Origin of the sequence: Mesorhizobium sp. M2E.F.Ca.ET.219.01.1.1 (assembly GCF_004016445.2) — a bacterium.
GTDB lineage: Bacteria > Pseudomonadota > Alphaproteobacteria > Rhizobiales > Rhizobiaceae > Mesorhizobium.
Genome location: NZ_SADT02000004.1, coordinates 77,796 through 90,179 on the forward strand (window position 1 = coordinate 77,796; position 12,384 = coordinate 90,179).

Annotated in this window: 17 protein-coding genes; 9 read left to right on the plus strand and 8 right to left on the minus strand. The window is 62.3% G+C overall.

The genetic code is table 11. The features are described from left to right. Window positions 1-162 precede the first annotated feature (162 nt). Complete coding sequence (locus EN862_RS20385) at window positions 163-1,350, plus strand: glycine C-acetyltransferase (protein ID WP_127867705.1); 1,188 nt, start codon at window positions 163-165, stop codon at window positions 1,348-1,350. A gap of 52 nt (window positions 1,351-1,402) precedes the next feature. Beyond that, window positions 1,403-2,437: an L-threonine 3-dehydrogenase gene (gene tdh / locus EN862_RS20390; protein ID WP_127867706.1), complete on the plus strand. Its 1,035-nt coding sequence runs from the start codon at window positions 1,403-1,405 to the stop codon at window positions 2,435-2,437. 36 nt (window positions 2,438-2,473) lie between these two features. Here the strand turns inward: tdh and EN862_RS20395 are convergent, their stop codons facing one another. Continuing rightward, window positions 2,474-2,920 carry a MarR family transcriptional regulator gene (locus tag EN862_RS20395; protein ID WP_127867707.1) on the minus strand — a complete coding sequence of 149 codons (447 nt, stop codon included), beginning with the start codon at window positions 2,918-2,920 and terminating at the stop codon, window positions 2,474-2,476. Between the two features lie 128 nt (window positions 2,921-3,048). Between EN862_RS20395 and hmgA the strand changes: the two genes are divergently transcribed. From hmgA to EN862_RS20425, 6 genes are all read left to right on the plus strand, one after another. Then, the gene (hmgA, locus tag EN862_RS20400) at window positions 3,049-4,362 is read left to right on the plus strand and encodes a homogentisate 1,2-dioxygenase (protein ID WP_127867708.1); all 1,314 of its coding nucleotides are present in this window, start codon (window positions 3,049-3,051) and stop codon (window positions 4,360-4,362) included. Then, entirely contained in the window at window positions 4,359-5,258 is a 900-nt protein-coding gene (locus EN862_RS20405; protein ID WP_127867709.1) for an MBL fold metallo-hydrolase, read from the plus strand. The genes hmgA and EN862_RS20405 overlap by 4 nt, the downstream gene beginning before the upstream one ends. Further along, complete coding sequence (locus EN862_RS20410) at window positions 5,255-6,268, plus strand: fumarylacetoacetate hydrolase family protein (RefSeq protein ID WP_127867710.1); 1,014 nt, start codon at window positions 5,255-5,257, stop codon at window positions 6,266-6,268. Before EN862_RS20405 ends, EN862_RS20410 begins: the two co-directional genes overlap by 4 nt. 28 nt (window positions 6,269-6,296) lie before the next feature. After that, complete coding sequence (locus EN862_RS20415) at window positions 6,297-6,833, plus strand: DinB family protein (protein WP_127867711.1); 537 nt, start codon at window positions 6,297-6,299, stop codon at window positions 6,831-6,833. A 75-nt stretch (window positions 6,834-6,908) separates the two neighbouring features. Next, complete coding sequence (locus tag EN862_RS20420; RefSeq protein ID WP_127867712.1) at window positions 6,909-7,166, plus strand: BrnT family toxin; 258 nt, start codon at window positions 6,909-6,911, stop codon at window positions 7,164-7,166. Further along, the gene (locus EN862_RS20425) at window positions 7,153-7,479 is read left to right on the plus strand and encodes a BrnA antitoxin family protein (RefSeq protein WP_127867713.1); all 327 of its coding nucleotides are present in this window, start codon (window positions 7,153-7,155) and stop codon (window positions 7,477-7,479) included. The genes EN862_RS20420 and EN862_RS20425 overlap by 14 nt, the downstream gene beginning before the upstream one ends. 136 nt (window positions 7,480-7,615) lie before the next feature. Here the strand turns inward: EN862_RS20425 and EN862_RS20430 are convergent, their stop codons facing one another. The 3 genes from EN862_RS20430 to hppD are packed head-to-tail and all read right to left on the minus strand — an operon-like array spanning window position 7,616 to window position 9,385. Then, window positions 7,616-7,990 carry a type II toxin-antitoxin system VapC family toxin gene (locus EN862_RS20430; protein ID WP_127867714.1) on the minus strand — a complete coding sequence of 125 codons (375 nt, stop codon included), beginning with the start codon at window positions 7,988-7,990 and terminating at the stop codon, window positions 7,616-7,618. Further along, window positions 7,987-8,214: a type II toxin-antitoxin system prevent-host-death family antitoxin gene (locus tag EN862_RS20435; protein ID WP_127867715.1), complete on the minus strand. Its 228-nt coding sequence runs from the start codon at window positions 8,212-8,214 to the stop codon at window positions 7,987-7,989. The genes EN862_RS20430 and EN862_RS20435 overlap by 4 nt, the downstream gene beginning before the upstream one ends. A gap of 55 nt (window positions 8,215-8,269) precedes the next feature. Then, a complete protein-coding gene (gene hppD, locus EN862_RS20440) occupies window positions 8,270-9,385 on the minus strand; it encodes a 4-hydroxyphenylpyruvate dioxygenase (protein WP_127867716.1) in 1,116 nt (371 codons plus the stop codon). A 137-nt stretch (window positions 9,386-9,522) separates the two neighbouring features. Here hppD and EN862_RS20445 point away from each other — a divergent pair, with 137 nt between their 5' ends. Then, a complete protein-coding gene (locus EN862_RS20445) occupies window positions 9,523-9,990 on the plus strand; it encodes an Lrp/AsnC family transcriptional regulator (RefSeq protein WP_127867717.1) in 468 nt (155 codons plus the stop codon). Here the strand turns inward: EN862_RS20445 and EN862_RS20450 are convergent. The 4 genes from EN862_RS20450 to aztC all read right to left on the minus strand — a co-directional run bounded on the left by EN862_RS20450 (window position 9,987) and on the right by aztC (window position 12,355). Next, window positions 9,987-10,325: a TIGR01244 family sulfur transferase gene (locus EN862_RS20450; RefSeq protein ID WP_042646282.1), complete on the minus strand. Its 339-nt coding sequence runs from the start codon at window positions 10,323-10,325 to the stop codon at window positions 9,987-9,989. The genes EN862_RS20445 and EN862_RS20450 overlap by 4 nt on opposite strands. Window positions 10,326-10,418: 93 nt before the next feature. Beyond that, on the minus strand, window positions 10,419-10,856 hold the full coding sequence (locus tag EN862_RS20455) for a DUF6691 family protein (RefSeq protein WP_127867718.1): 438 nt from the start codon (window positions 10,854-10,856) through the stop codon (window positions 10,419-10,421). Window positions 10,857-10,859: 3 nt separating this feature from the next. Then, window positions 10,860-11,282: a YeeE/YedE thiosulfate transporter family protein gene (locus EN862_RS20460; protein ID WP_127867719.1), complete on the minus strand. Its 423-nt coding sequence runs from the start codon at window positions 11,280-11,282 to the stop codon at window positions 10,860-10,862. Between the two features lie 131 nt (window positions 11,283-11,413). Then, complete coding sequence (gene aztC, locus EN862_RS20465; protein WP_127867720.1) at window positions 11,414-12,355, minus strand: zinc ABC transporter substrate-binding protein AztC; 942 nt, start codon at window positions 12,353-12,355, stop codon at window positions 11,414-11,416. Window positions 12,356-12,384: the final 29 nt, after the last annotated feature.

Sequence of the window (12,384 nt, forward strand, 5' to 3'; positions counted from 1 at the left end):
AGATGGTTAGCACGTCCTTTCCTGCACACTCCATTTTTACATGCATCCTCGTACAGGATTGCGACCGGGCTTTCACGACGCCACCGAAGCGGTCGCTTTTGCGATGGATTTTTTGCAGCCGTGGCGCGACAGTCCGGCCTCGAACCGAACAGGGCCGGACCCATGAGCAAAGCATTCCTTTCCCATATCGACAGCGAGCTCCAGGGCCTGAAATCGGCCGGGCTCTACAAATCCGAACGGGTGATTTCCTCCATGCAGTCCGCCGAGATCGAGGTCGGCGGCGAAAAGGTGCTGAACTTCTGCGCCAACAACTATCTCGGCCTTGCCGACAGCCTGGACCTGCGCGCCGCGGCAAAGCATGCGCTGGATCGCTACGGCTACGGCATGGCTTCGGTGCGCTTCATCTGCGGCACGCAGGAAGAGCACAAGGATCTTGAGGCGACGATCTCCTCCTTCCTCGGCATGGAGGACACCATCCTCTATTCTTCCTGCTTCGACGCCAATGGCGGCCTGTTCGAGACGCTGCTCGGCGAGGAGGACGCCATCATCTCCGACGCCTTGAACCACGCCTCCATCATCGACGGTGTGCGGCTCTCCAAGGCCAAGCGCTTCCGCTACGCCAACAACGACATGGCCGATCTCGAAGCGCGGCTGAAAGAGGCGAAGGACTGCCGTTTCCGGCTAATCGCCACCGACGGCGTGTTTTCGATGGACGGCATCATCGCCAATCTGCGAGGCGTCTGCGATCTCGCCGAGAAGTACGACGCGATGGTGATGGTCGACGACAGCCATGCGGTCGGCTTCGTCGGCAAGAACGGTCGCGGCTCGGCCGAGTATTGCGGCGTCGAGGGCAGGGTAGACATCATCACCGGCACGCTCGGCAAGGCGCTGGGCGGCGCCTCGGGCGGCTACACCTCGGGCAAGAGAGAGGTCGTCGACTGGCTGCGCCAGCGCTCGCGGCCCTATCTCTTCTCCAACACGCTGATGCCGGCCATCGCCGGCGCCTCGATCAAGGTGTTCGAGCTGATCCGCCATGGCGACGCGCTGCGCGAGCGCCTATATGCCAATGCGGATCGCTTCCGCTCCAAGATGGGTAAGCTTGGCTTTACGCTTGCCGGAGCCGACCATCCGATTATCCCGGTGATGCTGGGCGATGCCGCACTGGCGCAGGAGATGGCGCAGCGCATGCTGAAGCGCGGCATCTACGTCATCGGCTTCTCCTTCCCGGTGGTGCCGAAGGGCCAGGCGCGCATCCGCACCCAGATGTCGGCCGCCCATTCCAGTGCCGATATCGATCGCGCGGTCGAGGCGTTCGGCGAGGTCGGCAAGGAACTGGGCGTGATTTCGTGAACGGCTGGCGCTGAAAAACGGTACCGGATCAAGCGATTCAAGGAACAAAAGAATGTCCAACATGATGAAGGCGCTGGTGAAGGCAAAGGCCGAGCCGGGCATCTGGATGGAAGAGGTGCCGGTGCCGGAGATCGGCCCCAACGACGTGCTGATCAAGGTCAAGAAGACCGCGATCTGCGGTACCGACGTCCACATCTACAATTGGGACCAGTGGGCGCAGAAGACTGTGCCGGTGCCGATGGTGACCGGCCATGAATTCGTTGGCACGGTCGCGGATTTCGGCGCGGCGGTCACCGAATACAAGGTCGGCCAGCGCGTCTCCGGCGAAGGCCACATCGTCTGCGGCCATTGCCGCAACTGCCGCGCGGGCAGGGGCCATCTATGCCGCAACACGCTGGGCGTCGGCGTCAACCGCCCCGGCGCTTTCGGTGAATATATGGCCATCCCGCAACACAATGTCGTGCCGATCCCGGACGACGTTCCGGACGAGATCGCCGCTATCTTCGATCCGCTGGGCAATGCCGTGCACACGGCATTGTCCTTCGACCTGGTCGGCGAGGACGTGCTGGTCACCGGCGCCGGCCCGATCGGCATCATGGGCGCGCTGGTCGCCCAATGCGTCGGCGCGCGAAAAGTCGTCATCACCGATATCAACCCTGTCCGGCTGGACCTGGCGCGCAAGCTCGGCGTCCAGCATGTCGTCGACGCCTCGAAGGAAAGGCTGCGTGACGTGATGCCCTCGATCGGCATGACCGAAGGGTTCGACGTCGGCCTGGAGATGTCGGGCGCCGCGCCCGCCTTCCGCGACATGATCGACACCATGAACAATGGCGGCAAGATCGCCATTTTGGGCATCGCGCCGACCGGCTTCGAGATCGACTGGAACAAGGTCATCTTCAAGATGCTGCATCTGAAAGGCATCTACGGCCGCGAGATGTTCGAGACCTGGTACAAGATGATCGCGCTCGTGCAGGGGCCGCTGGATGTGTCGGGGCTGATCACGCACCGCATCGGGATCGACGATTTTCAGGTAGGGTTCGACGCGATGCGGAGCGGGAGCTCGGGCAAGGTGGTGATGGATTGGTAGGGCTCTGAAGAGAGGTCGAGTTCCTTCGCCCCCCTATCAGCTCTTTTCTTCCAAAGCTTTTTCCAGCGCCGCGACCCCCGTGACGATCGCGGTACGCTTCTCAACACTCAACCTCCCCAGAAGCTCCCTCTCAAACGCCTTCGCCAGCGGCACCATCTCGCGATAGGCCGCAAGCCCCGCCTTGGTGAGTGCCAGATGCTCGACACGCCGATCTTTCTCGTCCGGCGCGCGCGTCAGCCAGCGCCGGCGCTCCAGTTCGGCCACGGCGCGCGACACCTTGGTCTTGTGCATGGCCGATTGCTCTCCGAGCGCTGTTGCCGTCATCGTGCCGCGCTGGCCGAGGCCCGACAGCGTGCGCCATTCCGGCCGCGTCAGGCCGTGGCGCTCCTTGTAGATACGGGAGAACTCGCGGCTGACGGTGTCAGCCAGCCGGTAGAGACGGTACGGGAGAAAGCTTTCCAGTTCGAGGATTTCAGGTTCCATGAAGCGCTCTCCGAATGCAGCGCGCCGTTGATAGTTACATTTTCGATGGTTACAAATGAAACCAGTTTGGTCAACATCGCCGACACGCCAGCGCTGTGAGGCTGGAGGTCGGGATCAGGGAGGATCGGATGGGCTTTTCCTACATGCCGGGCTTCGGCAATGATTTCGAGACCGAGACGCTGCCTGGCTCGCTGCCGCAGGGCCGCAATTCGCCGCAGAGGCCGGCCTACGGCCTCTATGCCGAGCAGCTGTCCGGCTCGCCCTTCACCGCGCCGCGCGGCACCAATGAGCGCTCCTGGCTCTACCGAATCCGTCCAAGCGTCAAGCACACCGGCCGCTTCAAGGGCGCGAGCTACCCTTTGTGGAAGACAGGCCCCAATATCGGCGATCATGAGCTGGCGCTCGGCCAATACCGCTGGAATCCGACGCCCATGCCCTCCGAGCCGACGGACTTCATCTCCGGCATGCGCAGCTTCACCACGGCCGGCGACGCGGTCGGCCAATCCGGCATGGCCGCGCATGTCTATGTCGCGAACCGCTCGATGGTGGATGACCATTTCTTCAACGCCGATGGCGAGTTGCTTGTCGTGCCGCAGGTCGGCGCGCTGCGCTTCGTCACCGAAATGGGCGTGATCGAGCTTCGGCCCGGCGAGATCGCCGTGCTGCCGCGCGGCCTGGTCTTCAAGGTCGAGCTCGCCGACAAGGAGGCGCGCGGCTATGTCTGCGAGAACTACGGCGCCAAGTTCACCATGCCCGACCGCGGCCCGATCGGCGCCAATTGCCTGGCCAACCCGCGCGACTTCAAGACGCCCTGCGCCTGGTTCGAGGAGAAGGAGACGCCGTGCCGGCTGATCGTCAAATGGTGCGGCTCTTTCCACGTCACCGAGCTTGGCCATTCGCCGCTCGACGTCGTCGCGTGGCACGGTAACTACGCGCCCTACAAATATGATCTGGCGACGTTTTCGCCGGTCGGCGCCATCCTGTTCGACCATCCCGACCCATCGATCTTCACCGTGCTGACGGCACCGAGCGGCGAGGAGGGCACGGCCAATGTCGACTTCGTCATCTTCCCGCCGCGCTGGCTGGTGGCGGAAAACACGTTTCGGCCGCCCTGGTACCACCGCAACATCATGAGCGAGTTCATGGGCCTGATCCACGGCCAGTACGACGCCAAGGAGGAAGGCTTTGTTCCCGGCGGCATCAGCCTGCACAACCAGATGCTGGCACACGGGCCCGACGCTTCCGGATTCGAGAAGGCGACACGCGCCGACTTGAAGCCGGTCAAGCTCGACAACACCATGGCCTTCATGTTCGAGACGCGCTTCCCGCAGATGCTGACGCGCTATGCCGCCGAGATCGGCACCTTGCAGGAGAACTATATCGACTGCTGGGCCGACCTGAAGAAGCGTTTCAACGGCACACCGGAGGGCGACTGGTCTTGAGCGCCGAAGCAGCGGACCGACTCGTCCTGCTCGGCTCCAAGGGCGGTCCGGCCTTGCGGCCGGGCGGGCCATGGCCGAGCTCTTCGCTGCTGGAACTCGGTGGGCGTAACATCGTCGTCGATTGCGGGCTGGGCGTCACGCGCGGCCTGGCCGATGCCGGCATCAGCCTCAAGGCGCTCGACCTGATCTTCATCACGCATCTCCACTCGGACCATGTTCTGGAACTCGGGCCGCTGATCCACACCGCCTGGACCGCGGGCCTGGCGACGCCGGTGACCGTTTTCGGGCCGCCCGGCACCGGCCGTTACTGGCAGCGGTTCTGCCAGGCGATGGAGTTCGACATCGAGATCCGCATCGTCGACGAGGGTCGTCCGGATATCCGCGAACTGGTTTCGGTCGAGGAGTTCGCCGAAGGATCAGTTCTGGACGAGCGAGGGCTGATGGTGTCGGCGCTGCGCGTCGACCATCCGCCAGTGACCGAATGCTTCGCGCTGCGTTTCGAACATGGCGGCAGGAGCGTGGTGTTCTCGGCCGATACGGCCTTCTTCCCGCCCTTGGCAGAATTTGCGCGCGGCGCCGACATTCTTGTTCACGAGGCTATGCTGAAAGCGGGCATCGAGAGGCTGGTCGCCAGGACCGGCAACGGTGCGCGGCTGCGCGAGCACCTCTTCGCCAGCCACAGCCTGGCCGAGCAAGCCGGCCGCATCGCCTGCAATGCCGGCGTGCGGCGGCTGGTGCTCAACCATCTCATTCCGGCCGACGATCCGGCCATCGGCGAAGCCGATTGGATCGCCGCTGTCAGGAAAACTTGGCCGGGTGACTTGACGATCGCCCGCGACAGCCTTGTTGTGGGATTAAGCAGCAAAAAGGCTGCTGAAGGAGAGGAAACCGCATGAAGCTTGCCACACTGAAGAACGGGACGCGCGACGGGAAGCTGGTCGTGGTCTCGCGAGACCTGACGCGGTTCACCGATGCTTCCTTCCTTGTGCCGACGCTGCAGGCCGCGCTCGACGACTGGCGCCGCATTGCCCCGCATCTCGCGACGTTGGCGGAATCGCTTGAGACCAACGCGGTCCCGTCGGAGCGTTTCCATGAACACAACGCCCATTCGCCGCTGCCGCGCGCCTATCAGTGGGCCGACGGCTCGGCCTATGTGAACCATGTCGAACTGGTGCGAAAGGCGCGCGGCGCCGAGATGCCGGCAAGCTTCTGGACCGATCCGCTGATCTACCAGGGCGGCTCGGATAGTTTTGTTCCTCCGCGCGATCCGATCCGCATGGCCGACGAAGCTTTCGGCATCGACATGGAGGCCGAGGTTGCGGTCATCGTCGACGACCTGCCGATGGGTGCGAGCCTGAAAGAGGCGAGGGAGGCGATCCGCCTCGTCATGCTGGTCAATGACGTGACGCTGCGCGCCATCACCGGGCCGGAGCTGGCCAAAGGCTTCGGCTTCTTCCAGTCGAAACCGTCTTCCGCATTCTCACCTGTCGCTGTCACGCCCGACGAGCTGGGCGATGCCTGGGATGGCGGCAAGGTCAGCCTGCCGCTGCTCGCCGATCTCAACGGCAAGCCCTTCGGCCGCGCCAATGCCGGCATCGACATGACCTTCGACTTTCCGGCATTGATCGCGCACGCTGCGAAAACCCGGCCGCTTGCCGCCGGAACCATCATCGGCTCCGGCACCGTCTCCAACAAGCTGGACGGCGGGCCGGGCAAACCCGTCTCGGCCGGCGGCGCCGGCTATTCCTGCATCGCCGAGCTGCGCATGATCGAGACCATCGAGAGTGGCGAGCCGAAGACGCCGTTCCTGCGTTTCGGCGACACGGTGCGCATCGAGATGAAGGACAAGGCCGGCCATTCGATCTTCGGCGCCATCGAGCAGAAGGTCGAGAAATACGTCAAATAGGCGCGGGCCGGGGGAGGAGGCCGAAACGGTGACTCTGCTCAAGCATCTGCGCCGCATGGCCCGCAACAATCTGTGGTCGAACGACCGGCTCTACCGCGCCGTGCTCGCGCTGAAGCCCGGCGAGTTCGAGGCCGGGCGCGTCAGCTTCTTTCCGTCGATCCGCGAGACGCTCAACCACATCCTCGCGGTCGACCTTCTTTATTTCGACTTCCTGACCGATGGCGGTCTCGGCGCCGCCGCCTATGACGACTTCGTACCGTTCGACGGCGCGGCAAGCCTTGCCGAGGCGCAGGCAGATTTCGACCGCAGGCTTGTCGCCTTCTGCGACGGCCTGTCGGAAGCCGATCTCGACCGGCGCGTCATCACCGACAGACGCGAGGACGGCAAGATCCCCGAACGCATCGGCGACATCCTCGCGCATGTCTTCCTGCACGACATCCATCATCGCGGCCAGGTGCATGCGATGCTCTCGGGCACTTCGGTAGCGCCGCCGCAATTGGATGAGTTTTTGCTCGATTACGACATTAAGCTCAGGAAGGACGAGGTCGAGCGGCTGGGGTTGTGAACGAGCGAAGCCATTTCGGGAATTATCGTAGTTACAAAAATTGTTGACTTAATTATTGTAGGTACATAAATTCAGATGAAGATCGTTTGGGATGAACCGAAACGGTTGGCCAACATCGACAAACACGGCTTGGATTTCGCTGCGTTGGACGACGAGTTTTTCCTTGCGTCGACGATCCGCGCAGCCAAAGCCGGTCGTTTCATGGCGATTGGCCGGATAGTTAGCGGCGTGGTTGCCGTGGTCTTTGCCCGGCTTGGCTCCGAAGGCATCTCGATTGTTTCGATGCGGCCGGCCAACCAGACGGAAAGGAGATTGTTCGATGGCGAAAACTAAGCTTCACATCACGAAGCCTGACAAGGAATTCAAGCCAGGCAAAGGCTTTACCCAGGAAGATTGGGACGCCGTTTCGGACAATCCCGAATGGACCGAGGAGGATTTTCGGAACGCTCGTCCCTTCACCGAGGTGTTTCCTGATCTTGCCGAAAGCATTCGCCGTTCGCGCGGCCGGCCGGCGCTCGACAATCCGAAGAAACAGGTGACGCTGCGCCTCGATAGCGATGTGGTTGCCCGCTTCCGTGCCGGCGGACCCGGCTGGCAGAGCCGCATCAACGATATCCTGCGCAAAGCCGCTGGCCTCCAAAAGTAGCTTCAAACACCACCGCATCGACGCCAATGGTTCGGCGCGCCACATTTAGTCGCGCCGCCGCAATTGGACGAATTTCTGCTCGACTACGACTATCAAGCTGAGAAAGGACGAGGTCGACCGGCTGAGGCTGGAATGATCAAGCCAGCGCGACATCATACGCTGAAAAATGCCGATCCGCGGTAACGAGAGTCAGGCCCTCAATTTGAGCCTGCGCGATGAGCAGGCGGTCAAAGGGATCGCGATGATGGAACGGCAAGTGTTCAAGCCTTGCCGCATGCAGTTCATTCACCCCGAGGATTGGAATTCCATTCGATTGCAGAATGTCGACGATGTTGCCGGTGAGTGTGATTTTGCCGAGCGACTTCTTGATGGCAATCTCGGCCACTGAGATGGCGCTGACGGTCACATCCTTGCCCGCCAGAAAAATGTCGCGATGGTGATCCGAAAGACGTGAGTCCGCGTTGAGCACCCAAAGCAGAATATGGGTATCAACCAGATATCTGGGGCTCATTTAGTATACTCGTCCCATTCGGGACCGAGTTCATCAAAATCGTCCGCTATCCAGATTTGGCCCTTCAGCGCTCCAAGCAGGCCTTTGCTTCCGCCAGGCCGAACGGGAGCGCTCAAGGTTGCGACAACCTCTCCATGCTTTGTCAGATGGATCTTTTCGCCAGCCTGGGCACGCTTCACCAACTCGGAAAGCTGCGCCTTGGCTTTTGCCATTGGAATGTTCATGGGCGGCCTCTTATGACCAGAATTTAGGTCATAAGAGGCCGAGCCGCAAGCAGGTCTACGCCGCCTTGTCACCCAGCTTGATAACGCCGCGCTTGATCTGGTCCTGCTCGATCGACTCGAACAGAGCGCGGAAATTGCCCTCGCCAAAACCTTCGTCGCCTTTCCGCTGGATGAACTCGAAGAAGATCGGTCCGATGACCGTCTTCGAAAAGATCTGCAGCAGGATCTTGGTCATGCCGCCGTCGACCACGCCTTCGCCGTCGATCAGGATGCCGTGCTTCTTCATGCGCTCGATCGGCTCGTCATGGCCGTGCACGCGTTCATGCGACATCTCGTAATAGGTGTCGGGCGGGCCGGGCATGAACTTCAGCCCGTTGGCGGCGAGCTTGTCGGTCGCCTCGTAGATGGCGTCGGTTCCGACCGCGATGTGCTGGATGCCCTCGCCATTGTACTTCTTCAGATACTCGGCGATCTGGCTGGTCTCGTCCTTGGACTCGTTCAGCGGAATGCGGATCTTGCCGCAGGGCGAGGTGATGGCGCGGCTGACAAGGCCGGTGATCTTGCCGTCGATGTCGAAGAAATGGATCTGCTTGAAGCCGAACAGGTCACGATAGAAATCCCACCATTTGTCCATGTTGCCGCGATAGACGTTGTGGGTGAGGTGGTCGAGGAAGTAGAAGCCGACGCCTTCGGGCTTCGGGTCGCGCGCGCCCAGCCACTCGAACTCGGCGTCATAGGCCGAACCCTTCTCGCCATAGGCCTCGATGAAATAGAGCAGCGAGCCGCCAATGCCGACGATGGCCGGCACGTCGAGCGCCTTGTCGGTGCCTTCATAGGGCGTGGCGCCCTTCGACACGGCATGGTTGAAAGCGTGCTTGGCATCGACCACGCGCCAGGCCATCGAGGCGGCGCAGGGGCCGTGCTTGTCGACGAACTTCATCGCATGCGAGCCGGGCTCGGCATTGACGACATAGTTGATGTCGCCCTGGCGCCAGACGGTGATGTCCTTGGTCCGGTGCTTGGCCACCGCAGTATAGCCCATGCGGGTGAACAACTCGGAAAGCTTGGCGGGCTCGGGATGCGCGAATTCAACGAATTCGAAACCGTCGGTGCCAGCGGGATTTTGCTTGCTGATTTTCGCGGGCGGTGCGTCGTGCGGGAAGGGGCCCATGGCAGTCCTCCGAAAGGTGTTTGGCCGGGCTTGGCCATCTTTCATCAGGATAGCGCGAAGCCGCCGCACGGTGCTTGCATTCAACCGCTTGAAATGCGCATCATGTGCGCAAATTGTGCATGATTGGAGGAATACGTATGGATGACGCGCGCCTGGATCAATTTGACCGCAAGATAATGGCGCTTCTGCAGGATGATGCGCGCTTCACCAACAACGATCTTTCGGAGTGCGTGAACCTGTCGCCTTCGCAATGCTCGCGCCGCCGCCAGCGACTTGAGGACGATGGCTACATCAAGGGCTATCGCGCCGTGCTCGATCGCGATCGCCTGGGCTTTTCGCTGGTCAACGTCATCTCGGTGACCCTGGCCACTCACAACCGCGACAATGCCCGCCGCTTCGGCGAGCTGGTGGCCCGCCTGCCCGAGGTGCAGGAGGCGCACGCGCTGACCGGCGAGATGGACTATATCCTGAAGGTAGTGACGCCCGACCTCAAATCACTGTCGGAGTTCGTCAACGGCGTGCTGCTGCCGCACGAATCCGTGCAGCATGTGAAGACCGCGATCGTGCTGGAGACGCTCAAGGAAACCGGCGCGCTGCCGATTTAACCCCGCTGCTGCTGGATCAGCCCGTAAAGGTTGGTGCAGCGCGCGCCTGAGCGACAATAGGCAAACACCGGGCCTTCGAGCTCGTCCAGCGCTGCGGCCTGGTCCTCGACATTGTCCATGGTGATCTGGCCGCTGATGACCGGGATATAGCGGAAGGCGAGCCCGGCCGCCTCGGCTGCCGCCTTGACGCTGTCGGCAGAGGGCTGGCCAGGCTGCTCGTCATCCGGCCTGTTGCAGATCACGCTCTTGAAGCCGGCGTCCTTGATGGCGGCGATATCCTGCGGCTGGATCTGGCCGGAGACCGAATAGTCGTCGCTGATCTGGCGGTATTCCATGGTGTCGTCCTCGCAAGCCTAGGCGCCTGTTGGCTTGGGCGCAGTTCTGCCACTCCGCGGACCGGGGGGCAACCACTGCCTTGGCGAAAAATCCTATGTGGTTGCCACGCGGGCAAGCCGGATCCTGGCCAAGCGCGCCACCGCGATGCCCGCCACCATCGCGACGACGAAGATCAGCGTCTCCGTGCGGCCAAGGCCGAGCGCCGGAATGGCGCCGCCTGGACAAAAGCCGGCGATGCCCCAGCCAATGCCGAACAGAGCGGCGCCGCCGACGAGCTGGCTGTCGATGTCCTTCCTGGCCGGCAAGGCGAAAGCCGTTTCGAACACCGGCCTCTTGCGTCGGGCGAATATGAGACGGTAACCGGCGAAGGCAACGGCAAGGCCGCCGCCCATCACGAATATCAGGCTGGGGTCCCAGCTTCCGGCGATGTCGAAGAAATTCAGCACCTTCGCCGGATTGATCATCCCGGACACAGCGATGCCCAAACCGAAAAGTCCGCCGATCAGGAAGGCCGAGGCGAGCTTGCTCATGGTTCAGCCTCCAATCACATGACGGGCGACAAAAACAGTGACGAAGGCTGTGGCCATGAAGGTCGCGACGGCGACGAACGAGCGCGGTGACAGTCGTGCGATGCCGCAAATGCCGTGGCCGCTCGGACAGCCACCGCCGAAATGCACGCCGACACCGACGAGAAAGCCGCCGACGACAAGGGCCAGGGTCGGCACCGGCACAGTGAATTCGATATCCTTGCCGGCGAGCCGGATCAGCAACGGCGCGCCGATCGCGCCGGCGAGAAAGGCAGCGCGCCACTTCCAGTCAGCGGACGCCGGTGGGATAACGCCGGTCAGTATCCCGGTCATTCCCGCAATGCGGCCATGCAATGTCATCAGCAGCACGGCCGACAGGCCGATAAGGGCTCCGCCAAGCAGAGACTGGAAAGGCGTGAAGTCGGTCATGGAAAGGCCAATCCGCGTCGATGAGGAGATGCTCTTTCAGCAGATAGGCATTTTCGCATGGGAATCCAGCCGGAAATGGTCCGGCTGGAAAGGCGGCGTTGGCCGTTTCGCTGCGCAGGCCGCAGCCCGGCTCAGCTGCCGAGGATCGCGCCTTTGATCTGCGTGATGTTGTTGTGCATCATGTCGATATAGGTCGAGGCCGGGCCGTCCGATCCCGACAGCGCGTCCGAATAGAGCGTGCCGCCGACCTTGATGCCCGTCTCGCCGGCAATCTGCTCGATCAGCCGCGGATTAGTGATGTTTTCGACGAAGATCGCCGCCGCCTTGTCCTGCTTCACCTGCTCGACCAGCTTGGCGACGTCGGCGGCCGACGGCTCGGAATCGGTCGAGATTCCCTGCGGCGCCAGGAAGGTCAGCCCGTATTCATGCTCGAAATAGCCGAAGGCGTCATGCGAGGTGATGACGACGCGCTTCGCCTCCGGGATCGACTGGATCGCGGCCTTCACTTGGCCTTCGAGCGCATCGAGCTTGGTGGTGTAGGCGCCGGCGTTGGCCTTGTAGCTGTCGCAACCCTCGCTGTCGGCCGCGCAGAAGGCATCGGCGATGTTCTTCACATAGATCTTGGCATTGGCGATTGATTGGAAGGCGTGCGGATCAGTGACCGTCTTGCCCCCGCCTGTGCCGACGCCTTCGGCAGCGTCCGCGTCGGCGAATTCCGGTTTGAAGTCGATCGGCGTGACACCCTTGGTCAGCGTTACGATCGCGGCCTTGGTGGCGCTGGCATCGACCAGGCGCTGGAGAAAGCCTTCGAAATGCAGCCCGTTGACCAGCACGACGTCGGCGCCTGCCATCGCCACCGCGTCGGCCGGGCTCGGCTCATAGACATGCGCGTCGCCATCCGGTCCGACGATGGTGGTGATGTTGACCCGGTCGCCGCCGACATTTTTCGCGAGGTCGGCAATCACCGTGAAGCTCGCCACGACCTTGAGCGGCGCGGCGAACGCCGATGACGTTGCGAAAGCGCTTAATGTTATAACGCTCAACGCCAGGGCGGCTCGGAAGGATTTCAGCATTGGGGGACAGTCTCCTTGCTTGGGGATTG

Bases quoted from the DNA above. Each gene is read 5' to 3' on its own strand.
- EN862_RS20410 (WP_127867710.1), top strand. From the start codon at position 5,255: ATGAAGCTTGCCACACTGAAGAACGGGACGCGCGACGGGAAGCTGGTC.
- EN862_RS20460 (WP_127867719.1), bottom strand. From the start codon at position 11,282: ATGACCGACTTCACGCCTTTCCAGTCTCTGCTTGGCGGAGCCCTTATC.
- EN862_RS20430 (WP_127867714.1), bottom strand. From the start codon at position 7,990: ATGAGCCCCAGATATCTGGTTGATACCCATATTCTGCTTTGGGTGCTC.
- EN862_RS20395 (WP_127867707.1), bottom strand. From the start codon at position 2,920: ATGGAACCTGAAATCCTCGAACTGGAAAGCTTTCTCCCGTACCGTCTC.
- hppD (WP_127867716.1), bottom strand. From the start codon at position 9,385: ATGGGCCCCTTCCCGCACGACGCACCGCCCGCGAAAATCAGCAAGCAA.
- EN862_RS20445 (WP_127867717.1), top strand. From the start codon at position 9,523: ATGGATGACGCGCGCCTGGATCAATTTGACCGCAAGATAATGGCGCTT.
- hmgA (WP_127867708.1), top strand. From the start codon at position 3,049: ATGGGCTTTTCCTACATGCCGGGCTTCGGCAATGATTTCGAGACCGAG.
- EN862_RS20450 (WP_042646282.1), bottom strand. From the start codon at position 10,325: ATGGAATACCGCCAGATCAGCGACGACTATTCGGTCTCCGGCCAGATC.
- EN862_RS20420 (WP_127867712.1), top strand. From the start codon at position 6,909: ATGAAGATCGTTTGGGATGAACCGAAACGGTTGGCCAACATCGACAAA.
- aztC (WP_127867720.1), bottom strand. From the start codon at position 12,355: ATGCTGAAATCCTTCCGAGCCGCCCTGGCGTTGAGCGTTATAACATTA.
- EN862_RS20425 (WP_127867713.1), top strand. From the start codon at position 7,153: ATGGCGAAAACTAAGCTTCACATCACGAAGCCTGACAAGGAATTCAAG.
- EN862_RS20455 (WP_127867718.1), bottom strand. From the start codon at position 10,856: ATGAGCAAGCTCGCCTCGGCCTTCCTGATCGGCGGACTTTTCGGTTTG.
- EN862_RS20435 (WP_127867715.1), bottom strand. From the start codon at position 8,214: ATGAACATTCCAATGGCAAAAGCCAAGGCGCAGCTTTCCGAGTTGGTG.
- EN862_RS20385 (WP_127867705.1), top strand. From the start codon at position 163: ATGAGCAAAGCATTCCTTTCCCATATCGACAGCGAGCTCCAGGGCCTG.
- tdh (WP_127867706.1), top strand. From the start codon at position 1,403: ATGTCCAACATGATGAAGGCGCTGGTGAAGGCAAAGGCCGAGCCGGGC.